The sequence below is a fragment of the Anaerorudis cellulosivorans genome (assembly GCF_025943985.1).
Classification (GTDB): domain Bacteria; phylum Bacteroidota; class Bacteroidia; order Bacteroidales; family Dysgonomonadaceae; genus Anaerorudis; species Anaerorudis cellulosivorans.
On the sequence record NZ_JAPCWE010000024.1, the window covers coordinates 1 to 22,694 of the forward strand.

14 protein-coding genes are annotated in these 22,694 nt (G+C 38.9%); 12 read left to right on the forward strand and 2 right to left on the reverse strand.

Going from position 1 to position 22,694, the window contains the following annotated elements:
• Window positions 1-359: 359 nt before the first annotated feature.
• Both OLM34_RS10975 and OLM34_RS10980 read left to right on the forward strand, forming a co-directional pair.
• Complete coding sequence (locus OLM34_RS10975; RefSeq protein WP_264407298.1) at window positions 360-1,118, forward strand: 3-keto-disaccharide hydrolase; 759 nt, start codon at window positions 360-362, stop codon at window positions 1,116-1,118.
• Window positions 1,119-1,169: 51 nt separating this feature from the next.
• Complete coding sequence (locus tag OLM34_RS10980; RefSeq protein ID WP_264407300.1) at window positions 1,170-4,325, forward strand: glycoside hydrolase family 2 TIM barrel-domain containing protein; 3,156 nt, start codon at window positions 1,170-1,172, stop codon at window positions 4,323-4,325.
• Window positions 4,326-5,209: 884 nt separating this feature from the next.
• Here the strand turns inward: OLM34_RS10980 and OLM34_RS10985 are convergent.
• Together OLM34_RS10985 and OLM34_RS10990 are read right to left on the reverse strand one after the other, a co-directional pair.
• Window positions 5,210-5,722, reverse strand: a complete 513-nt coding sequence (locus OLM34_RS10985) for a transposase (RefSeq protein WP_413777229.1) — start codon at window positions 5,720-5,722, stop codon at window positions 5,210-5,212.
• Window positions 5,723-5,740: 18 nt separating this feature from the next.
• Window positions 5,741-6,079: a hypothetical protein gene (locus tag OLM34_RS10990; RefSeq protein ID WP_264407302.1), complete on the reverse strand. Its 339-nt coding sequence runs from the start codon at window positions 6,077-6,079 to the stop codon at window positions 5,741-5,743.
• A 666-nt stretch (window positions 6,080-6,745) separates the two neighbouring features.
• Between OLM34_RS10990 and OLM34_RS10995 the strand changes: the two genes are divergently transcribed.
• The 10 genes from OLM34_RS10995 (at window position 6,746) to OLM34_RS11040 (ending at window position 22,620) form a co-directional block, all read left to right on the forward strand.
• Window positions 6,746-7,072, forward strand: coding sequence for an integrase core domain-containing protein (locus tag OLM34_RS10995; protein ID WP_264407325.1), 327 nt, complete (start codon window positions 6,746-6,748; stop codon window positions 7,070-7,072).
• Between the two features lie 54 nt (window positions 7,073-7,126).
• Window positions 7,127-7,360: an MFS transporter gene (locus OLM34_RS11000; protein WP_264407304.1), complete on the forward strand. Its 234-nt coding sequence runs from the start codon at window positions 7,127-7,129 to the stop codon at window positions 7,358-7,360.
• Window positions 7,361-7,419: 59 nt separating this feature from the next.
• Complete coding sequence (locus OLM34_RS11005; protein ID WP_264407305.1) at window positions 7,420-10,623, forward strand: SusC/RagA family TonB-linked outer membrane protein; 3,204 nt, start codon at window positions 7,420-7,422, stop codon at window positions 10,621-10,623.
• 21 nt (window positions 10,624-10,644) lie between these two features.
• Window positions 10,645-12,561 carry a RagB/SusD family nutrient uptake outer membrane protein gene (locus OLM34_RS11010; protein ID WP_264407306.1) on the forward strand — a complete coding sequence of 639 codons (1,917 nt, stop codon included), beginning with the start codon at window positions 10,645-10,647 and terminating at the stop codon, window positions 12,559-12,561.
• A 20-nt stretch (window positions 12,562-12,581) separates the two neighbouring features.
• Complete coding sequence (locus tag OLM34_RS11015; protein ID WP_264407307.1) at window positions 12,582-13,766, forward strand: DUF5000 domain-containing lipoprotein; 1,185 nt, start codon at window positions 12,582-12,584, stop codon at window positions 13,764-13,766.
• Window positions 13,767-13,786: 20 nt separating this feature from the next.
• On the forward strand, window positions 13,787-14,902 hold the full coding sequence (locus OLM34_RS11020; RefSeq protein ID WP_264407309.1) for a DUF4998 domain-containing protein: 1,116 nt from the start codon (window positions 13,787-13,789) through the stop codon (window positions 14,900-14,902).
• Window positions 14,903-15,131: 229 nt separating this feature from the next.
• Entirely contained in the window at window positions 15,132-18,212 is a 3,081-nt protein-coding gene (locus tag OLM34_RS11025; RefSeq protein ID WP_264407310.1) for a SusC/RagA family TonB-linked outer membrane protein, read from the forward strand.
• Window positions 18,213-18,235: 23 nt separating this feature from the next.
• A complete protein-coding gene (locus tag OLM34_RS11030) occupies window positions 18,236-20,104 on the forward strand; it encodes a RagB/SusD family nutrient uptake outer membrane protein (RefSeq protein WP_264407311.1) in 1,869 nt (622 codons plus the stop codon).
• A gap of 105 nt (window positions 20,105-20,209) precedes the next feature.
• Window positions 20,210-21,838: an Ig-like domain-containing protein gene (locus OLM34_RS11035; RefSeq protein WP_264407312.1), complete on the forward strand. Its 1,629-nt coding sequence runs from the start codon at window positions 20,210-20,212 to the stop codon at window positions 21,836-21,838.
• 23 nt (window positions 21,839-21,861) lie between these two features.
• Complete coding sequence (locus OLM34_RS11040) at window positions 21,862-22,620, forward strand: 3-keto-disaccharide hydrolase (protein WP_264407313.1); 759 nt, start codon at window positions 21,862-21,864, stop codon at window positions 22,618-22,620.
• The last annotated feature ends 74 nt before the right edge of the window (window positions 22,621-22,694 follow it).

The following is a 22,694-nucleotide window of genomic DNA, read 5'->3' on the forward strand; positions in this document are numbered from 1 at the left end:
ATAAAACTCATCTTAGAGACCTCTTTGACAAAACTAAATTTCAAAATGACAAAGAACGATTTAGACCTAATGGCCCAAGTTTATTTGATTATTAATAAAGTCCCAATTTTAATGGGACACTAGTGATATGCTTTATAAAAGAAATGTCAGAGTAAGAAAAGAACCGAGCGTAAAAACTCCTTTTCAGGTGGTCAAAAAATGGTTTATGTTAAAACCTGAAATTTTTAAGCAAAATCTTTGTGAAATTAAAAATAAGATTTTACATTCGAAACCGAATAAAAGTCCAAGTTTTCATAAACAACCTTGTTAAACTTGACAAATATTCATTATCGAACACATTGCTTCAAAATATTTTTCAGATGAAAAAAATCAGCATTATTCCTATTTTGCTGCTATTGCCAGCATATATAGTTGTAGCTCAAACCAAAGGAGCAATGGAAATGAAGCCTGAAATGACCGAAATATGGGATCCTGAAGTCCCTATTGTTAAATCAGGTAAAACGCTCTCGGAGCCTCCCACAGATGCCATTATTTTGTTTGATGGAAGTGATCTGTCAAAAGAATGGACCAACAGTAAAGGAGAAAAACCGACATGGAAAGTAGAAAATGGCTGCCTAACCGTTCTTAAAGGTGCCGGAGACATCAAAACAAAACGAGTTTTTGAAGACTGTCAGCTGCATATCGAATGGCGTAGTCCTGAAAAAGTGGAAGGAGAAGGACAAGGAAGGGGAAATAGCGGTATACTTCTGCAGGAACGTTATGAGATACAAGTGCTCGATAGTTATAACAACCGTACTTACCGAAACGGACAGGCAGCCAGTATATACAAGCAATACGCACCTCTGGTAAATGTTTGTAAAGCTCCGGGAGAGTGGCAAACTTACGATATCATCTACACTGCGCCTCGATTTAAAGACGATGGCACCTTTTTCACCCCACCGATGATCACCGTAATACATAACGGCGTAGTGGTACAAAACCATGTCAAATTACGCGGACCAACATTATATATCGGAATTCCCGAATATGCCGTTAAAAAACACGGAGCTGCTGCTCTTGTTTTACAGGATCACGGGAATCCCGTAAGTTTTAGAAATATCTGGATCAGAAAATTATAACATACGAAATATTCAACCATAAAAAGTATATAATTCATAAAAACTAACAACATGACAAAACAAAAATTTCTGTTTTTGCTTATTTTCGCAGCAATTGTTGTGCAACCTGTGATGATAAAAGCTTCGATTCCCTTGAAACCCGGCATCGATTATCCGGCCGAAATAGAAGACCCTCAATGCATAGGAATCAATAAAGAGCCCTATCACGCTACACTGATGCCCTATGCCAATTTGCAGGAGGCATTGGCTGCTAACCGAAGAGCTTCTTCTTTTGCTCGAAATTTGAACGGAATGTGGAAGTTTAATTGGGTTCCAAGCCCAGAACAGCGTCCTGTCGATTTCTACAAGATCGATTATGATGTCTCTTCATGGAAAGAAATTCCCGTACCTTCCAATTGGGAAGTACAAGGCTACGGCACGCCTTTCTACCGAAACTTGGGCTATACGATTAAGAAAGATTTTCCGAGAGTGATGAGTGAACCTGATCTCAAATATACGGCTTACAAAGAGCGCAATCCTGTGGGAAGCTACCGCAGAAATTTCGAATTGCCTGCGGATTGGGCAGGACGTAGAGTGTTTATCACCTTCGACGGAGTGGATTGTGCATTTTTTATTTGGGTAAATGGCGAAAAAGTCGGCTATAGCACGAACAGCCGCAATGCGGCAGAATTTGATCTGACGAAATATGTCAAACCGGGAAAGAATATATTGGCCGTTGAAGTCTATCAATATAGCAGCGGGACATGGCTTGAAGATCAGGATATGTGGCGGCTGCACGGAATATTTCGGAATGTTACGCTGTGGAGTGCTCCACAAACGCATATTCGCGACTTTTTTGTTAAAACCGATCTCGACAATCAATACAAGGATGCTACCGTCGAGGTTCAGGCTAAAGTGAAAAATTATGGCGATAAACCCGGCAAGGCTCAATTGTTTACGGCAACCCTTTATGACCGAAACGGCAAAGAGATCGCAAAATCGACTGCTCTGGGAAAAGCTTTATCGCCAAAAGAAGAAGAACAACTCACCATTCAGTTCCTCGTGACAAATCCCGAAAAATGGACTGCAGAAACACCCAACTTATATACGTTGGTTTTGAATGGCTCGGAGGGTGAAATCATATCCTCGAAAGTCGGATTCAGAAAAATAGAAATTAAAGGCCGTATTTTTACGGTCAATGGCGTTCCCATAAAATTGAAAGGCGTCAACAGACACGAACATTGGTCGGATGTCGGTCATGCCATTACCGAAGAACAAATGATACGCGATTTGCAGGTAATCAAGCAAGGCAATTGCAATCATGTCCGCACCTGCCATTATTCCGACGATCCTCGCTGGTACGAATTGTGTGACGAATGGGGCATTTGGTTGGTTGCCGAAGCGAATTGCGAATGTCATGGTTACGACGGACGATTTGATGAAGAGCCATTGATGAAGGAAGCTATTATCAGCCGAAATGTGGCCAATGTGGAGAATTTCAAGAATCATCCTTCGGTCATTATTTGGTCGTTGGGTAACGAATGCGGAGGTGTTGGTACAAATTTCGTGGAAGCCATGAATACGATTAAAAAGATCGACCCCACACGTTTTGTTCACTACGAACGATTCGGGATTGGCAAAAACAATCCTTCGGATTTCGACGGCAAAATGTATGGAACTCCCGAACAGTTTGCTGCCATTGCACAAAATAAGGAATTGACAAAGCCTTTTTATATATGCGAGTATGCCCATGCGATGTTCAATTCGATGGGATCGCTGGCCGAATATTCCGAAATGTTCGATAATAATTCGACCATCGTTGGTGGTGCAATTTGGGAATATCAGGATCAGGCCTTATGGAACAAACGCGATCCCAATCATCCGATTCTGGCTTATGGCGGTGGTTTCGGGGAATTTCCCAACGATCATTATTTTATTCACAAGGGTGTGGTATCCTACGATCGCTCTACCAGCGGCTCGAAAGTGAAACCCCATTATCCGGAAATGAAAAAAGCCTATCAATGGATAAAGACTGAATTCATAGACCCAGCAAAAGGGACGATACGTATAAAAAACAAATATCAGTTCATTTCGCTGGATGGATTTGCAGGTGAATGGAATTTGACGGAAAACGGCGTGAAAATTGCAGAAGGCAAATTTGATCTGCCGTATATCGAGGCATTCAACGAATCAGTACTGAACTTGCCGGTCAAAGTGGAAAATCCTAAAGCCGGTGCCGAATATTTCTTGAATGTGTCCTATACTCAAAAGGAAAACACATTGTGGGCTAATCGTGGCTTTGAAGTTGCTGCCGAACAATTTAAATTGCCAATTAACACGCCGGCTATGAACAATTCGAAACCTGCAGCTCGCGTAAAAATTAAAAAAGACGACAATTTGGTAAAAATATTAGGCAACGGATTCTCATTAGTCTTCGACCAAAAAACAGGATTTATGACTCAACTAAATAAAGGCGAAAAGAATTTACTGGCCGATGGCGAATCTCCAAAACTTGTTTTGTGGCGCGCAGCGCATCGCAACGATGACATGTGGACATACGAAAACTGGTCGAAGTATGGGCTGAACAGTCTGACATACACTCCGGTAGATTTCAAAGTCATGAAAGTGGATAAATCTACCGTAAAGGTTGTTTCGAAAATTGAAGCCGAAGGTAAAGAAGGCTTCGAAGCTTATCATACGGCAACTTATCTGATAAAGGGTAACGGTTCGGTGAAGGTGGAAAACGATGTTACTTTCGTAGGTCCGAGAATCAATCTCGGCCGTATCGGAATTCGATATCATTTGGATAAACAATTGGATCGTGTAACCTATTTTGGACGTGGCCCTCAAGAGAATTATTCCGATAGAAAAACGGGTGCTTTTGTTGGGGTGTATGATTTGGCCGTACATAATCAATATGAGTACGAAAAACCGATGGAATACGGGAATCACGAAGATGTTCGCTGGGCTAAATTGTCGGGCAACAACCTTCCATCCATTCAATTTAATGCCGACGACCATTTGATGCAAATATCGGCGATACCTTACACCGATGAAGAAATGTTTCCCGTGGAATATAAGATTGATCTTCCGAAAAGCAACTCGACGATTTTCATCCTCTCAACAAAAACTTTGGGAGTTGGATCTGCAAGTTGTGGTCCCAAACCCTTACCTGAATATCTGATATGGACGGATGCAACTCATTTTACTTATGACATAAATCTGTAATAATTATTAGATTATGAATGAATAGTCTGTCATTGCAAAAGATAGCTCATTGCTTTGATACGCTACTCAATTTTTGTTGAATAATCGCGAGATGAAAAAAACGATAAATTTTGTACTTTTTTATGCCCTTATTTTTTCGGAGGAACTGCCACCATTTCATCCTAAACAGTTCAATGAAAGACGAATGCTATCTCCGCTAATGATTTTCTGAACAGCAAGGGTGTTTGTTCGAGCATTACAGCACGTGGCGAAACCTTGAAGGGAATAATTGAAACGCTTCAATATATAAGCATCCGTTTTGTCAGATACGGTCTTGAAGGCTAAATTTCTGTGAAAGATATGATTTCGCTTCATTAGCAAACCGACGCCAAAATTTGTTATGGATTGATTAGTGGAGGAACTGATCTGGCAGATTGATTATAGAAGCCGGACAATTAGCTACAACAGAAGTTTTACTCGCATTGGAAAGGAATAATGAGCCAAATAATAGGGGAATAACCTATCAGGAAGAAACCGAAGGCAGGAACCTGACATTGCTTACTTGTGGCAAAATTACAACGCGATTTGCTAAGTTCAACTTAGAAGTGCGAATTTCCCGGAGAGTTTTATCGAGGTTTTTTTAAACAATAGTTCGTTAAAAATATAGTTTCGAGTCACGCAGCAATTGCTGCAAACTCAATAAGTTCTTTGACAAGTTTATCATTTAATCTTCTGTTCGGTTTAATGCCTGACACGCAAATAAATCGCTCAAGCAGGTAAGCATTGTGTATAATTGCTTTACAAGATGCCATTGAAAAGGGGATGCCTCTCTCCTTTGCCAGGTTGACTGAAGTAAGAGATGCATTAAAGTTGAATGATAGCTTTGCAACGTCCCTTGCCCGAGATTACATTAGTGCGGTGAAGCTTTTGGCATCCCTGAAGCAAAACCCGATTTGAAAACGGGTGCGGTAATACGCTATGACATCTTTCCCGCTCATCTTGGGATCGGCAGAGAAGAACAGCTTGGGCTTTTTCCCCTCTTTGGAATACCGGATGACAAGCCTAACCATCTGCTTAAGTGATTTGGAATAGGCTGCCAAGGTGTAGAGATCGCCGTTATCGATATTGATCTTTTGCACTCCGGTTGTATCAGGGTTGTCCATGTCAATCTTTCCGTCGTAGAGTTTAGGCCTTCCTTTCTCGCTCGTTGGTTTTTGCAGTTTGGGATAATAAAGGGCAGCGTCATCCCTGAAACGGCTGACCGGATTAAACTCCAACTCTTGCAAACCTGTTACGAAGTTGTTCTTCGCGAAGTAGGCGTCAGCGAGCACGTAACGACTTGCCCGATGAAGTTTCTCCTGCATCGATTTAAGTACCGGCAGGTACCGGTTGTTCAGATTGGCATCACGACTCTCCAGGGTTTGACGATCCGGGGTCTAAACGGCCTGCAAACTGATGCAATCTTTGTTGTCGACGTCTATGAGGCTTATTCCCGAGATTCCCAATCCTCTTTTCGCCTGACCGGCTGCACCCGACCGGAAGTAACCAATCCAAGGGGTATTCTTTCCTGATTTGGAGATATAACCGGGATCAATGGCTATGGCCTTGCGATCTCCGGTTAACATCCTGTCAGACAAAGACAAGTTAAACTCCGGCCAATCAAAATCCTTAGAGAAGTTCCGGCGAAATCGCTGTTCACACGATTTGCCATATCTCCCCAATTGTAGGAAATTAATCCTTCCGGGAATGACCGGGTATAAAATAAACGTCTGCATGAGGAATGATTTGAAACTTTTGTTTAACTTCGTGGTTAGTTCAATTAGAACGTCACCGCAGATACCTCTATATTGGTTAAGTATGCCGGTTTTATACATCTTTACAGGGTTTTGAATTACTATAAAGGTACTGATAATCAGCTACCTAACCATCTTTTTATATTGAACTATGTTATGTAAATCATTGAATTTTAATTAGTTAGTTGAATACTTACCGAAGTATTGCTTTAAATGAGTTGGAAGAAAGTTTGCTTGTCTCCATCAGGAAAACTGCCTGGTTGCATTTCGATGAAGTATGGGGGGATGCTTTTCGCCTATAATCCGCAAATTACAAGAAGTTCCGTTTATAGAACATTTTATAAAAATGCTGTCATTGGTTCCGCTGGCAGGAAAGGGAAAAAGCCGAAAAGTTTAAGGAATATGATCTGGGCTATCTTCCTATGTATGTGATCTATTTGCCGAAGTTTGTTTCACCGAGTCTATGAAGCCAAAAGCAGTGAAAATGCCGAAAATTTTATTAATCGGTGTTTAGAATTTTTCCCTTCCAAAATCACCCATGTTTTGACCGATAACGGACCGAAATTTACGAATCGACTTATTCAATCCAAGAAAGAAGAGCTCTGTCGGAAACTTTCTAAATTGGATGAAGTCTGAAAGGCCAATCATATTGAACACAGGCTTACCCAACCCAATACACCAAAAACGAATGGCATGGTGGAAAGAGCCAACGTAATAATTAAAAAGGAAACTATTCTTAAAGAAAATTACGCAAATAAAGAAGAAATGAATGAGGCTTTGATGGTTTTTCTCGTGTATTACATGCTTTATAGAAGACATGGCGGAGTGAGAAAAAACCCGGCCGTTAAAACCCCTCTTCAGGCTATCGAAAAATGGTTTATGTTAAAATCTGAAATTTTTAAACAAAATCTTTGTGAAATTAAAAATAAAATTTTACATTCGAAACCGAATAAAAGCCCAAGTTTTCATAAATAACCTTGTGAAACTTGACAAATATCATCATAAAATAACAAATAAATTGTCAGGATAATGAAATATACCAATCGTAAATTCCAATTATCTGTAATGATGTTTCTTCAATTCTTTATCCAAGGATCGTGGTATGTGACAATGGGGACATATTTGGGAAAAACACTTCAATTTAACGGGGTTCAGATTGGGCTTGCATACGGAACAGCGGCTATTGCAGCCATAATATCTCCTGTAATTGTAGGCATGATTGCAGACCGTTTCTTTTCTTCAAAAATTGGTACTCAGATATAAAACATAAATAAAATTATCATGATTTAAATTGTTTATCAATCAATTAAAAACGTTATGCTATGATTAAAACAAAAAAAATTGTTTTTAGGGCAATAAAAGCTTTAAATAAGATTCAGGCACTACTAACTTTGTCGGTTTTAATGCTGATGATTTCGCTTAATTACCAGGCAGAAGCTAAGACTTTTAAAAAATGTGATATTGAACAAGAGAGGACAGCAACTGTAAGAGGAAAAATAACCGATGGTGAAGGAAGTCCTTTAGCCGGTGCCACTATCCAGATAAAAGGAAGTACAAGAGGAGTCATTGCCGATGTAGATGGGATGTATGTATTTCCGGATTGTCCTATTGGTAGTACATTGGTTGTTGCTTTTTTAGGGATGCAAACCATAGAAAAAGTTTATAATGGCGAAAGTGTACTTAATTTTGTAATGGAACCTAAACAAGAGGAATTGGAAGAAGTTGAAGTTGTAGCTTTTGCAAAACAGAAAAAAGAAAGTGTTTTAGGTGCCATTACAACAGTAAAACCCGCGGAACTAAAAATACCCAGTAGCAATCTAACAACAGCTTTTGCAGGTAGAGTTGCGGGTTTAATTTCTTACCAAACAACAGGTGAGCCAGGAAAAGATAATGCAAGTTTTTTTATCCGGGGAATTACAACATTTGGAGCTGAAGCCAAAAAAGATCCTCTTATTTTGATAGATGGTATAGAATTGGGCACTGAAGATTTGGCGCGATTAAATCCGGATGATATTGCAAGTTTTTCTATTATGAAAGACGCTACTGCTACTGCTCTTTATGGTGCAAGAGGAGCAAACGGAGTTATATTAGTAACAACAAAAGAAGGTAAAGAAGGAAAAGTGAAAATTAACGCCCGAATTGAAAATTCTTTTTCTTCTCCAACTAAAAAAGTGGAAATTGCCGACCCGGTAACTTACATGAGAATGCAAAATGAAGCCATTAAAACGCGCGATCCTCTAGGGCTCACCCTATACTCTGAAGAAAAAATCGTAATGACTGAACGAAGTTTATACCCTGATATTTTCCCTGCAATAGATTGGTACGAGACTATGTTTAACGATATTACTACAAATCAACGAGTTAATCTCAGTCTTAGTGGAGGGGGAAATGTTGCAAGATATTATGTGGCGGCAAATATAACAAAGGATAATGGAAATCTTAAAATAGATAAACGTAATAACTTTAATTCTAATATTAAATTAATGAAATACAATTTTCGTTCAAATGTGAATATAAATCTTACGGAAACAACAGAACTGATAGCGAGATTGAGTTCTAATTTCGATGAATATACCGGTCCTATCGACGGAGGAAGCGGTATGTATAAAAAAGTGATGCAGGCTAATCCGGTTTTGTTTAAACCATACTATGAGCCAGACGAGCATTTTTCTTATGCGAAACACATTTTATTCGGTAATTACGGAAATGCACTATATATTAATCCTTATGCAGAGTCTTTAAAAGGGTACAAAGATCAAAGTAAAAATTCTACGCTCGTAACATTTGAACTCAAACAGAACATGTCCGCAATTTTGGAAGGGTTAACTGCTCGCGCAATGTTTAATATGAATCGCTATTCGGAATATAATGTTACTCGACAGTATAACCCTTTTTATTATAGTATAGCCTCGTATGATTTATTGAAAAATTCTTATAAACTGCAACGTTTAAATCCGACAGAAGGCACTGAATATATAAATTATGTACCCGGCGATCGCTATATTAATACTTCAATGTACTTGGAAGCCGCTGCAGAATATAATCATTTATTTAATGATGCCCATAATTTAAATGCCTTGATAGTATATACTATGCGAGAAGAAAAATCGGGGATTGCAGATAACTTACAACTTTCGTTACCTTCACGAAACATCGGATTAGCAGGGCGTTTAGCGTATAATTACAAGAGTAGATATTTTACAGAATTTAACTTTGGATATAATGGATCGGAAAGATTTTCTAAACGCAATCGATGGGGTTTTTTCCCCTCCATTGGTGGAGCATGGATGTTATCAAACGAACCATTTTTTGAATCATTAACCGATATATTTCCTCAATTTAAATTGAAAGCAACATATGGACTAGTAGGAAATGATGCAATAGGTAGTTCTTATGACCGTTTTTATTATCTATCTCAAGTAAATATGAATGCCAATCGCCCTGTAAACTGGGGTAGTCAAATGAATTACAATCCCGGAGGAGTAAATATCGAACGTTACGCCAATAATAAGATTGGGTGGGAAACAGCATACAAAACAGATATAGGAACAGAAATATCGACTAAATTTGGACTTTCTGCCACTATTGACTGGTTTAAAGAAAAACGCAAAAACATATTATTGAGCCGAGTCATTCCAAGTACTATGGGTGTAATTCCGGAAGTAAAAGCAAACTTAGGGGAAGCGAAAGGACAGGGCATCGATATGGAGATAAATTATGAAAAGATCATAAATGGTGATTTTTGGTTAACAGGAAGAGGAACTTTTACTTATGCAAAAAGTGAAGCTACAACATGGGAAGAACCTGATTATACCAAAACGCCCTGGCTATCAAAAGTAGGACAGTCTTTAAATCAAACATGGGGTTATATTGCAGAACGATTATTTGTCGATGAAAGGGAAGTACTCAATTCTCCAACACAATTTGGCAAGTATAACGCAGGAGATATAAAATATAGAGATATTAATAATGATGGTAAAATTTCGGAGTTGGATAAAGTTCCTATTGGGTTTCCTACTGTTCCTGAAATCAATTACGGATTTGGTTTATCTGTCGGCTATAAAGGAATAGATGCTTCATTCTTTTTTCAGGGATCCGCTCGCCAATCATTTTGGATAGATTTGTATAATACTACGCCATTCCTTGATTCAGATGCTAATGATGGGCGAATAGGACAAAACGCAGTATTGAAAGCTTATGCCGATAGCTATTGGTCTGAATCAAATCGCGATCTTTATGCTTTATGGCCACGTTTGGCAAATTATAGCATAGAAAATAATAATCAAACCAGTACATGGTTTATGCAAGATGCTTCATTCTTGCGTTTGAAATCGGTTGAACTTGGTTATACAATTCCGGACAAAATACTTAAAAAAATGAAAATGAATAATCTGCGTATATACATGAGTGGGACTAATTTACTATGTTGGAGTGGATTTAAACTATGGGATCCTGAAATGGCAGGCAATGGACTTGGATACCCATTGCAACGTGTTATCAATATTGGTTTAAACATTGGATTATAATAATTAAAAAAAATAAAAATCATGAAATCTTTGTATAAATATAGCTGGTATAGTATTATTGCAATATTTCTTCTATCTTGCGATTATTTGGAGGTCGTTCCTGATAATGTAGCAACTCTCGATAATGCTTTCTCCGATCGATATACTACCGAAAAATATTTGGCAACTTGTTATTGGGGAATGCCAAAATCTGCAGGGTGGAATGAAAACCCGGGAATCTTCGGTGCTTTGGAAATGGTTTTCAATAAAGAAGGTCGAAGCGAGGGTGGCATGAGGTTTGGCCTTGGTGAGGATAGTCCTACTTCAGCTTTAATTAATTATTGGGGTGGCACTGGGGATATGATCCGTTCATTATATGCAGGCATTCGTGAATGCAATACTTTTCTAGAAAATGTAGATAAAGTGCAGGATTTGAACAAATATGAAAAGGAAAGGATGAAAGCTGAGGTGAAAATGATAAAAGCATATATGCACTTTTATCTCATTACTTTTTATGGTCCAATATGTCCATTACGGGAAAGTATACCCATTAATGAATCCACACAAGGGGTACGGGTATATAGAGAGAAAATAGACGATTGTTTTAGCTATGTTTTAGAATTATTGGATGAAATAATAACCAGTGAAACTCTTCCCTTAGCCATAGAAAACCGAACAACAGAATTAGGAAGATTTACAAAACCTGCAGCTTATATGCTAAAAGCAAAAGTCCTGGTATATTGGGCAAGTCCACTCTTTAATGGCAATACAGATTATAATAGTTTTCTCGATCATAATGGCGAACCCTTCTTTAATCAAACCTACGATGCAACCAGATGGGAAAAGGCAGCAGAAGCTTGTAAAGAAGCTATTGACATATGCACTGCAGCGGGAATCCGGTTATATCAAACCAGCGATTTTGTAGCAACCAAACCTCAATCGGATACTACTTTACTGATAAACACTTTACGAAGCGCGATAAGTGAAAGATGGAATAAAGAATTGATATGGGGAAACTCCTCCTATCCTGTAAATTGGGGATTACAAAGTCCATGTTTACCTCGACTAGAACAGGCAACATCCGCCTCTGCTACCGGGAGAATGAGTGTTCCTTTTTCCACAGTAGAAATATTTTATTCGAATAAGGGGATCCCCATAAACGAAGATATAACCTATCCCTATGCTGATAGATATAATTTAAGAACAGGAGACGAAGAGCATAAGTATGTGATACAAAAAGGAGAACAAACAGCCGTCTTGAATTTTGATCGGGAACCAAGATATTACTCCACTTTGGGTTTTGACAGAGGTAAATGGTATGGCAATTCTTATAAGAATTATCCGGATGATGATGCCGAAGCATTGTATCCCAAAAACAGGTTTGGAGAATATTCTTCCGTTTTTCAGCCAGGCGAATACAATGCAACCGGTTATTGGCCAAAGAAATTGGTATCTATTAACACCATGTTTAGAGACCCAAATAGTGTAACCACAGAGACGTACCCCTTCCCAGATATGCGTTTTGCCGATTTGCTTTTATTATGTGCCGAAGCATTAAATGAATCCAAAGAAGCACCTGACAACGAAGTATATCAATATATTGACATGGTTAGAGCACGTGCCGGATTGAAAGGGGTTGTGGAAAGCTGGGCCAATTATTCGAACCAACCGGATAAGCCGAGAACAAAAGCAGGAATGCGTGAAATCATACATCAGGAACGAAAAATTGAACTGGCATGCGAAGGGGTATATTATTGGGATAGCCATAGATGGAAAACGGCTTTAAAAGAACAAAATCGGTTAATCCAAGGCTGGAATGTAAATGCCTCGGAATTGGAAGATTATTATACAATAACTACTTTGTATACTCAAAAATTCACTTATAGGAATTATTTTGCCCCTATACCTGAAAACGATTTAGTTAGAAATCCACAATTGGTACAAAACCCCGGTTGGTAATTCAAAAAAATAATTATATTATGAAAAGTAAATATTTTATATCTGCATTAGCTTTATTACTTGTTATCTTATTTTCATGCGAAGAAAAAAAGCTCGAACCTATCACAAAAAGTTTTGGAGAACCTCAACCTGTAAGTGACATTCAAGTAAAGCCTACTTCCGGAGGAGCAATAATTTCCTATAAAATTCCCAATATGGAAGACATATTGGGCGTAAAAGGAGTTTATACCTTATCCTCAGGAAAAACATATGAAGCAACTTCTTCATTTTATGAAAATAAATTAGAAATACTCGGATTTAACGATACATTAACCCATGAGGTAAAGCTATATACCTATAACAGAGCACTAGAATTTTCAAATCCTGTAAGTGTCTCCTTTAACCCACTAGAATCATCATTAAGTAAAGTAACCAAGACAGTTAAAATTATTAGTGATTTTGGTGGTGCACAATTTAATTGGATAAACGAAGATAAGGCTCCTCTCACTTTTGAATTTATGGCTCAGGATTCTTTAGGTCAATTAAAATTAATGAAGATTATTACTTCCGAAACAGAAAAAGGGCGTCAAAGTTTACGAGGTTATCCTCCTGAACCTAGGATTTTTGCTGCACTCGTACGAGATTATTGGGATAACCGATCGGACACTATTTATCCAGCAGAGGGGAACATACTTCCCATGTATGAAGAAAAATTAGATAAATCAAAAATGACCATCATGAAATTGGGTAATGACCAAAATTTTACAAATTGGGAAGGTATGGATAGTTTCTTAATCGACGATGACCCGGAAACATTTGGCCATTCACCAAATTCTTCGCTTCCCGCACCTTTTACAATAGATTTGGGTTGCATTGCAAAAATCAGTCGTGTTGTAATGTTCCAACGCCGCTTTAGCGATTCTTATTACAATTGGGGAAATCCTAAAGAATTTGCCATCTATGGCAGATTAGAAAAACCCTCACCTAGTGGCAATTGGAGCGAATGGACCAAAATAATGGATTGTGAAATAATTAAACCATCCGGGTCACCTTCGGGAACTGTAACCGATGAAGACATGGCAGCAGCAGAAGATGGGCACGAATTTGTTTTCGATTTATCACAGGAACCACTCCGTTATTTACGAATAGTAATTTTAAACACCTGGGGAGGAACCACCTTTACTCATCCCGCAGAAGTTGATGTTTATGGTCAACCTATTGAATAACATTCTAAAAAACTAAAACGATGAAGACAGCATACAAATTTTTTTTGATTATTATTTTTTCTTTATTTTTTTATTCGTGTGAAGACTTCATGGATATTCATAAGCAATACATCGAAGACGGAGAAATAATTTATGCACCAAAACCGGATTCAATTGCCTTTATAGGCGGACACAACCGAATTCTGTTTCGTTGCTGGATGTATAATGGTATAAATGTCAAAACTATAAATGTATTATGGAACGATGGAATGGATTCTTTGAGCATACCGGTTACATTTAAGACAGAAATGGACAGCCTGGAAATAATGTTATCGGATATGCCGGAAAAATCATATACATTTAATGTACATTCGGTAGATAACTTTGGACATCATTCACTAATCGTTACCAATTTTGGTTCATCTTATGGTGATATCTATATATCATCTTTGACTAATCGGCGAATTAAAGGTCTGAGTTTAACAGACAAATTCGGTACAATTGAATGGTTTTCTGCGCCGGAAGGTTTGATCGCAAATGAAATTAAATATATTAAAAAAGATGGTACAGTGGCCATTGCTATTATGCCGGCTACAGATTATAGCATCAATATCGATGTTAAAGCAGGAAGCAAATTTGAATATAGATCGCTTTATATGCCGGAACAAGAGTGTGTTGATACTTTTTATACTGCATGGGTAGAATATCCCGAGCCTTTCCCTTCTACGTATTTATACGACAGAAGCAATTGGCAAGTGTTGCAGGTTTCAGATGAAACAGCAAGCGACGGAGGCGGCATGACCACTTTAATTGATGGTAATTTATCTACGTATTGGCATTCTAAATGGGATCCTACAACACCTTTACCACATTGGGCAATTATTGATATGAAATCACCAAAAAAAATAGCATATGTTGATATCTATCGCCGCAAAGGAAATACTGATACCAAAACTGTACAATTATTTGTAAGCAATACCACAGATCCGGAATCAACAAATTGGATTAAAATAGGCGAAGGAATGTTCACCACAGGAGACAAACTTACAATTGAAACAAATTCTGATATTCAAGGTCGATATTTAAAAATATATTTACCGGATAGCAACAGAGAACCATTTACCAGCATAGCAGAAATATACGTTTATGGAAATTAATCATCATCTTGATTTAAATTTTTAAAGCAATTTTAGTTTAAACTCAATTATTAATCTTACTTAAAACAAAAGAGTTATGGAAAACAATTATTGTAAAATTATTCCTGTTTTACCAAAAATAAGGAAATTAAAATCCTGTAAAAAAAAGATGAGGATAGGATTGTTTTTTCTAATGTTCAGCATTACTTATTCCTTTGCGTTAGCAACTCATGCAACAACCTCAAGTCCAATGATGAACACAGAAAATCAACCTATTCAGGAAGCCTGGGAAATTGTTGAAGAAAAAAACATCAACCAACAACAGCGCACCATTTCCGGCAAAGTGAGCGACCAAAACGGAGAACCACTCCCTGGCGCAACCATCATAGTAAAAGGTACCACCCAAGGAACAGTAACTAACGCTGAAGGAGAATACACTCTCACTAACATTCCGGAAAATGCCACTTTAGTATTTTCGTTTGTGGGGATGAAAACTCAGGAAATAAACGTCGGGAACCGCACAATTATTAATGTTACCATGGAAACCGAAGCCATCGGTCTTGAAGAAGTAATCGCCGTGGGATATGCCACACAAAAGAGAGTGAACGTAGTTGGTTCTATAACTTCTGTAGGAGGAGAAAAAATTGAAGCAATCCCCGCCGCCGATATAACAAATACTCTTGCAGGACGTTTGGCGGGTGCTGTTATCATTCAACCCTCAGGAGAACCGGGACAAACCGCAGCAAGAATTTTAGTTCGTGGACGAACTACCTTAGGTGATAATACCGGCCCTATGGTGGTTATAGATGGTGTACCAGGACGTTCATTAAGGGATATTGATCCTGTAGATATTGAAAGCATTTCGTTATTGAAAGACGCTTCTGCTGCTATCTATGGTGCCACTGCAGCTAACGGCGTAATATTAGTAACGACAAAAAGAGGACAAACGGGTAAAGCACGCTTAAGTTATCAATTCTATCAAGGGTATGCCTCACCTTCTCTTCTTCCAAAAGTAACCAATGCAGGAGATTACGCTACGATGCTAAGCGAATATCAGGACTATGAAGGGAAACCCCGGACATTTTCTGACAGAGATATCGAACTATTTTATAGTGGAAAAGATCCTTGGGAACATCCAAACTCCGACTGGATGGGAGATTTGATTGCCAAGTGGAATGGCATCACTAAACACAATATTACAGTAGATGGCGGAACTGAAAAAGGAATCAACTATTTTGTTTCGTTCGGTTATAAAAGCGAAGATGCGATTTACAAACAAGAATCAACCAAATATACCCAATATAATCTACGAGCCAATCTTGATATTCCCATAACAGAATGGTTAAAAACAACCGTTCAATATGGTGGCTTTCTTAACAATGAACTCTATCCCGTAAAAAGTGCAGGGGATATTTATGGCCAAGCAACCCGTTTATTACCCACCCAATGGTCCTTTTGGCCTACCGGTGAGCCAGGTCCGGACATTGAATATGGTGATAATCCTGTAGTAACCTCAACCTTAGAAGGAGGGTATGATGATCAAAAATCTTACATTAATCAATTATCATTTAGTGGAACCCTTACTCCTCCAATGATTGAAGGACTATCAATCGGTGTGACTTATAATTATGATGTTACAAATTGGCATAGAAAAAGATTTTGCAAACCCTGGGTACTTTACTTCCCCAAATGGGAAACTGCAGTACGTGACTCGGAAGGGTTTATTACAAGTATGGAGCTCGTCCCTACTAAAAGAGGATTTGAGGCTCCCGAACTCAATGAAGAATATAATCGTAGCAGCCGAGAACTTCTTAATTTAAATTTTAACTATTCGCGCGATTTCGGAGAACACTCCATCAATCTGTTCGGAGCATTTGAACAAATTGACGAAAAGGGAAACAATTTCGGTGCATTTCGTAAACATTATATCTCAGACGTAGTACAAACTATAGATGCAGGAGGAGAAGCCGATAAAAATAATTGGGGAGGAGCATGGATATATGCACGTGAATCATGGATTGCGCGTTTCAATTACGATTATCAAGATAAATATTTGTTAGAAGCCATTTTCCGCAGAGATGGCTCGCTTAAATTTCCCCCAGACAGTCGATGGGGTAATTTCCCTGGTTTACTCCTTGGTTGGCGAGCATCGGAAGAAGATTTTTGGAAAGAAAATCTCGGGTTTATTAATTATTTTAAATTGAGAACATCCTATGGCAAAATAGGGATGGATCCGGGAAATCCTTTTCAATATTTAAACAAATATACCAAAACAAGTGGATTAACATTTGGAACCTCAAAAACGGTAGAAAGTGTCGTTCGACGGGAAGGAGTGGCTAATCCCAACATTACGTGGGAAAAACAAACCACATACAATATTGGATTCGACTCGCAACTTCTTAATAACCTGTTTTCTCTCGATGCGGACTTATTCTATAGCAAACGTTCTGATATACTCGCAAAAAGAAATGCATCTGTTCCGGAGTTTACCGGACTGACACTGCCTGATGAAAATATTGCTGAAGTTGATAATCGAGGTGTGGAAATTGTAGCCGGATATCATAAAACAATAAGCAGCGATTTCCGCTTTGATATTTCGTGCAATTTTTCCTATAATCACAACGAGGTAGTGTTTATGGATGAACCAGAACAGTCAGTTCCCTGGCAACGGCAAACAGGCCACCCATATGGCGCAACATTACTCTATAAGGCTATAGGTATTTTCCCCGACGAAGAGTCTGTAAATTCATATCCTCATTGGGATGGAGCTAAAGCGGGTGATGTTATTTTCGAAGATGTCAGTGGAGATAAAAAAATAACCAGTGATGATCGAATTCTTCTGGACAAAACAGATGCTCCCGAGATATTCTACGGTTTATCATTCGATGCAATGTACAAAAATTGGACATTGTCACTACTTTTCCAAGGACAAGGCACTTATTATCGCATGAGTACACAAGATGACCGTCGAGGTGAAGCGGGGAACTATTTCCAATGGCATTTTGATAACCGTTGGACACCGAAAAACACAAAGACAAATGTTGCCAGAGCATACAACCGAAACGATCAGTACTGGGCATTCAGTGTAAATAACAGTACATACTGGTGGGATAACATGGCTTATTTCAGATTGAAAAATGCAGTTATCGCATATGATATTCCCACCTCATTTGTACAAAAAATCGGGCTGAAAAATGTAAATGTTTACTTTTCTGCAAACAATCCTCTACTCATTTATTCAGCCCAACGCAACTTTGATCCCGAAGTGGGAGCACCAATGACATATCCGACAACCAAAACATTTGCAATCGGTGCAAAAATTACGTTTTAATTTACTTAAATGATGATTGAAATATGAAAAATATAAAAAAATATTCAGCTATAATCGGAGCACTTTTATTCATCACTATTTCATGTCAAGATGTGCTCGATCAAAAAGCGGTCGATTCTTTCAATGAGGAATCCATTTTTGAAGACATTAATCTAACCAAAGCTTATTTAGGAAGATGTTACGATTATATTGGCGTTGACGAGAATTTAGTATTGGGCCTTCGAGAAGATATTCTTGCAGCTGCCACAGATGAAGTATTATGCATTCACCGTCCGGCTGCTCATACCTTCGTAAAGGGAACGCTAAGTCCCGACTATCTGGGCCATTTTGGAGACTGGCAATTCAATTGGATTTCTTGGTCATTATACAAAAATATCCAAAATGTGAATGTTCTCCTTGCGAATATTGATAACGTGCCCACACAAACTGCGACCGACGATGCATTACTAGCAAGAATGAAAGGAGAAGCTTATTTTATCAGAGCATTCGATTACGCTAATCTGATGCGTTCATATGGTGGTCTTATTCTTATTGATGAACCCTTTGAGTTAGGTCAGGATTTTTTGTCTATACAACGCTCATCAATTGATAAAACACTTGAATTTATTGTTCAAGACTGTGACAGAGCTATACAACTTTTACCCGAAAAAAATGAGATCGAACAGGGTCGGGCTACCAAAGGTGCAGCCGCTGCACTAAAATCAAGGATTTTAAATTGGAGTACAGGTATTTTAATGAATGGAGGGTATGAGCCAAATAACCCATTGGTATCATTTCAAGAAGGAACGAGAAAAGAAAGGCTTACAGCTGCAAAACAAGCGGCTAAAGATATAATAGATGGAAAATATGGACATTATGCTCTTGCTGGAACGACTAATGATCCTCCCACTGAAATGACAGAGGAAAAAGTAATGGAATATGCCGATAATTTTTTCAATATTTTTACTCAAAAAGGAGAATGGAATGATGAAGTTATTTGGGGTATTCAGTACTTACGATCCGAAGGAAACACCACTACTCAAAACAGGTGGTGGGGCCCAAACGGTTATCATAGCTGGGGAAATAACGGACCAAACGAACCTGTAGTGAGAAAATTTGAAATGGCTGACGGCACACCTTTTATTTGGGATAAATATGATCCCGGCAACATGTACGTTCGTGACTTTACTGCAGCCCAATTAGAGGAAGACCCTAAAAGAAATCCTTATGTAGGACGTGAGCCACGGTTTTATGCTTCTGTTTTATTTGATGGAGCCAAATGGCAGGAACGTCCAACTGATGCTCAAGCAATTGATCCGGAAGGGCGAATACAATCATGTTATTACATCACTGCTGCAGGCGATACCACAGCAGGTCTTGATACCCGCCAAAGTTTCATCGAATCATGGAATGGTACAAAAAATGGCTACTACCTCAAAAAATATCTAGACCCAACTGTTGTAGGTCAACATTATAACAATGAAAATTCATGGATTGAAATGAGATATGCGGAAGTACTCTTAGATTACGCTGAAGCATGCATCGAGCTTGAAGAAATCCAGGAAGGCTTAGACGCCCTTAACATGGTGCGCAATCGAGCAGGGCTTCCCGACAGAGTTACGAACGATCAAAATCAAGCAAGGGAATGGTGCAGAAAAGAGCGACAACTCGAATTCTTTGCTGAAGGAGATCGATGGTATATGATACGCAAATGGATGATTGCCAACGAAGTAATTGAAAATGTGTATCACATGAAAATATATCATTATTACAACGGGAGAACTAAATGGTTTTATGACACCTCAAAAAGTGTGGACGACAGGAAATGGAATCAGGCAAATTATTGGTTACCTATCAAAAGAACCGAAATTAACAGAGCACCCCAATTACAGCAAAATCCAGGTTATAACTAACCTGAAATATCTTTAGATTCAAAGAGATTGGCCCACGTTTCTATATGGGTCACTCTCTTTTTAGAAAAAATTCCAAAAATAACTCATAGTTCAATGCATCTTCTAATGAAAAGTTGTCTCAAACGAAATCAATCCATCCTTCATGTAAGGGAATCTTATTCCAGAGGCCAAAAGATAATATACGCATATTTACGCTTTCTATGTACTTTAACAATAATCGTTGGCTTTCCCTGGCCTCTAATTACAGCCAATATTTATGTATATGGTTCGCCGCAGCTTGCTGCCATTGTAACACCCAACGATGTTGCCGACAAAACCGTGAGTTGGGTCTCAGATAATATCACTATAGCAACCATGGATAAAAATGGCATGGTAACAGGTATTTCGCAAGGTAACACTAAAATAACGGCAACTACCCGAAAAAGCTGCCAGAAAGCGAGTTGCACAGTCACGGTCAAACCATGTGAAGGAAACATCACACCTGTTACTGCAGCTATTCCCGTTAATGACTTTTTGAACAGCATCGGGGTATGTTCCACCATATCCAAACGTGGAGAAAATTTACAAAGCACCATAGCCTGTGCAAAATACCTGGGTATCCGCTGGTTTAGAGCAGGCTACGAAAGCGACATTCCTGTGTCTGACCTTATCGAACTCCATCATCATGCCAACGTTTGTTTCAGCTATGGACTGGGAAGCGGAGGCAATGATTTGCAAAGGCTTCTTGATGGAGCAAAGCAGTTGGCTTCGGCAGGGGCATTGCTTGCCCTGGAAGGAAACAACGAACCGAATAACTGGGGAGTTACCTACCAGGGTGAAACAGGCGGTAGGGATTTATCGTGGGTACCAATAGCTAAATTGCAGCGTGATTTATACAGATCGGTAAAAAACGATCCCGCTTTAAAGGATTACCCGGTCTGGAACATCTCTGAAAGTGGCGCTCAAACCGATAATGTTGGCCTTCAATTCCTGACTATTCAGGAAGGAGCAAATACTTCCATGCCTGCTGGTACCATGTATGCAGATTACGCAAACTGCCATAACTATATCGTCCATCCCGGCTGGCAGGGAATCCATGATAACCAAACATGGATTGCCTCTGATCCTGGTCCAGAATGCAAAGTAGATGGTCTGTACGGAAACTACGGGTTGACATGGCTGAATAAATATCCCGGTTATTCAGTTTCAGAACTTATGACGCTCCCCAGAATTACAACTGAAACGGGTGTTGCCATTGATACCTATGGTGTAGACGAAGAATTACAAGGCAAACTTTTTATGAATTTATATTTATCTCAATTCAAACGAGGCTGGAGCTACACATCTATATACTTGCTCAGGGATCGTACCGACGAAAGTGGTAATCAGCAATATGGTTTCTACAAACCCGATTATACTCCACGCCAAGCAGCACACTATCTTCACAACCTGACCACAATCTTGGCTGATGCTGGTTCAATCTCATCACCCGGCGTTCTTAATTATTCCATACCCTGCCAACCAGTTACCGTGCATGATATGCTGTTGCAGAAAAGCAACGGAAAGTTTTATCTGGTAGTATGGGGTGAACAATATTCTGGCAGTTCAAACAATGTTAGTATCAACTTAGACTCCACGTATTCTTTCATAAATATTTATGATCCAACGATCGGAACATCAATGGTTCAGACCTTAAACAATGTCAGTTCGGCAACAATAAGCATAACCGATCATCCTTTAATAATTGAAATTTAATTTAAAAAAGAAAGGGATATAAAATGAAAAAAATCAGCATTATTCCTATTTTGCTGCTATTGCCAGCATATATAGTTGTAGCTCAAACCAAAGGAGCAATGGAAATGAAGCCTGAAATGACCGAAATATGGGATCCTGAAGTCCCTATTGTTAAATCAGGTAAAACGCTCTCGGAGCCTCCCACAGATGCCATTATTTTGTTTGATGGAAGTGATCTGTCAAAAGAATGGACCAACAGTAAAGGAGAAAAACCGACATGGAAAGTAGAAAATGGCTGCCTAACCGTTCTTAAAGGTGCCGGAGACATCAAAACAAAACGAGTTTTTGAAGACTGTCAGCTGCATATCGAATGGCGTAGTCCTGAAAAAGTGGAAGGAGAAGGACAAGGAAGGGGAAATAGCGGTATACTTCTGCAGGAACGTTATGAGATACAAGTGCTCGATAGTTATAACAACCGTACTTACCGAAACGGACAGGCAGCCAGTATATACAAGCAATACGCACCTCTGGTAAATGTTTGTAAAGCTCCGGGAGAGTGGCAAACTTACGATATCATCTACACTGCGCCTCGATTTAAAGACGATGGCACCTTTTTCACCCCACCGATGATCACCGTAATACATAACGGCGTAGTGGTACAAAACCATGTCAAATTACGCGGACCAACATTATATATCGGAATTCCCGAATATGCCGTTAAAAAACACGGCGCTGCCGCCATTGTTTTGCAGGATCATGGCAATCCGGTAAGTTTTAGAAATATCTGGATCAGAAAATTGTAGAAACTCTAAAGAGCTCGTTTAATTTTTAATTATTGAATCCACTTCGAAAAGTCCCGACATTTTTCTTATTGATA

What these genes read in the sequence shown, in the direction of transcription:
- OLM34_RS10990 (WP_264407302.1), bottom strand. Translation starts at nt 6,079, where the DNA reads ATGCAGACGTTTATTTTATACCCGGTCATTCCCGGAAGGATTAATTTC.
- OLM34_RS11010 (WP_264407306.1), top strand. Translation starts at nt 10,645, where the DNA reads ATGAAATCTTTGTATAAATATAGCTGGTATAGTATTATTGCAATATTT.
- OLM34_RS11025 (WP_264407310.1), top strand. Translation starts at nt 15,132, where the DNA reads ATGATGAACACAGAAAATCAACCTATTCAGGAAGCCTGGGAAATTGTT.
- OLM34_RS11035 (WP_264407312.1), top strand. Translation starts at nt 20,210, where the DNA reads ATGAAAAGTTGTCTCAAACGAAATCAATCCATCCTTCATGTAAGGGAA.
- OLM34_RS11015 (WP_264407307.1), top strand. Translation starts at nt 12,582, where the DNA reads ATGAAAAGTAAATATTTTATATCTGCATTAGCTTTATTACTTGTTATC.
- OLM34_RS11030 (WP_264407311.1), top strand. Translation starts at nt 18,236, where the DNA reads ATGAAAAATATAAAAAAATATTCAGCTATAATCGGAGCACTTTTATTC.
- OLM34_RS10980 (WP_264407300.1), top strand. Translation starts at nt 1,170, where the DNA reads ATGACAAAACAAAAATTTCTGTTTTTGCTTATTTTCGCAGCAATTGTT.
- OLM34_RS11005 (WP_264407305.1), top strand. Translation starts at nt 7,420, where the DNA reads ATGATTAAAACAAAAAAAATTGTTTTTAGGGCAATAAAAGCTTTAAAT.
- OLM34_RS11020 (WP_264407309.1), top strand. Translation starts at nt 13,787, where the DNA reads ATGAAGACAGCATACAAATTTTTTTTGATTATTATTTTTTCTTTATTT.
- OLM34_RS10975 (WP_264407298.1), top strand. Translation starts at nt 360, where the DNA reads ATGAAAAAAATCAGCATTATTCCTATTTTGCTGCTATTGCCAGCATAT.
- OLM34_RS11000 (WP_264407304.1), top strand. Translation starts at nt 7,127, where the DNA reads ATGAAATATACCAATCGTAAATTCCAATTATCTGTAATGATGTTTCTT.
- OLM34_RS11040 (WP_264407313.1), top strand. Translation starts at nt 21,862, where the DNA reads ATGAAAAAAATCAGCATTATTCCTATTTTGCTGCTATTGCCAGCATAT.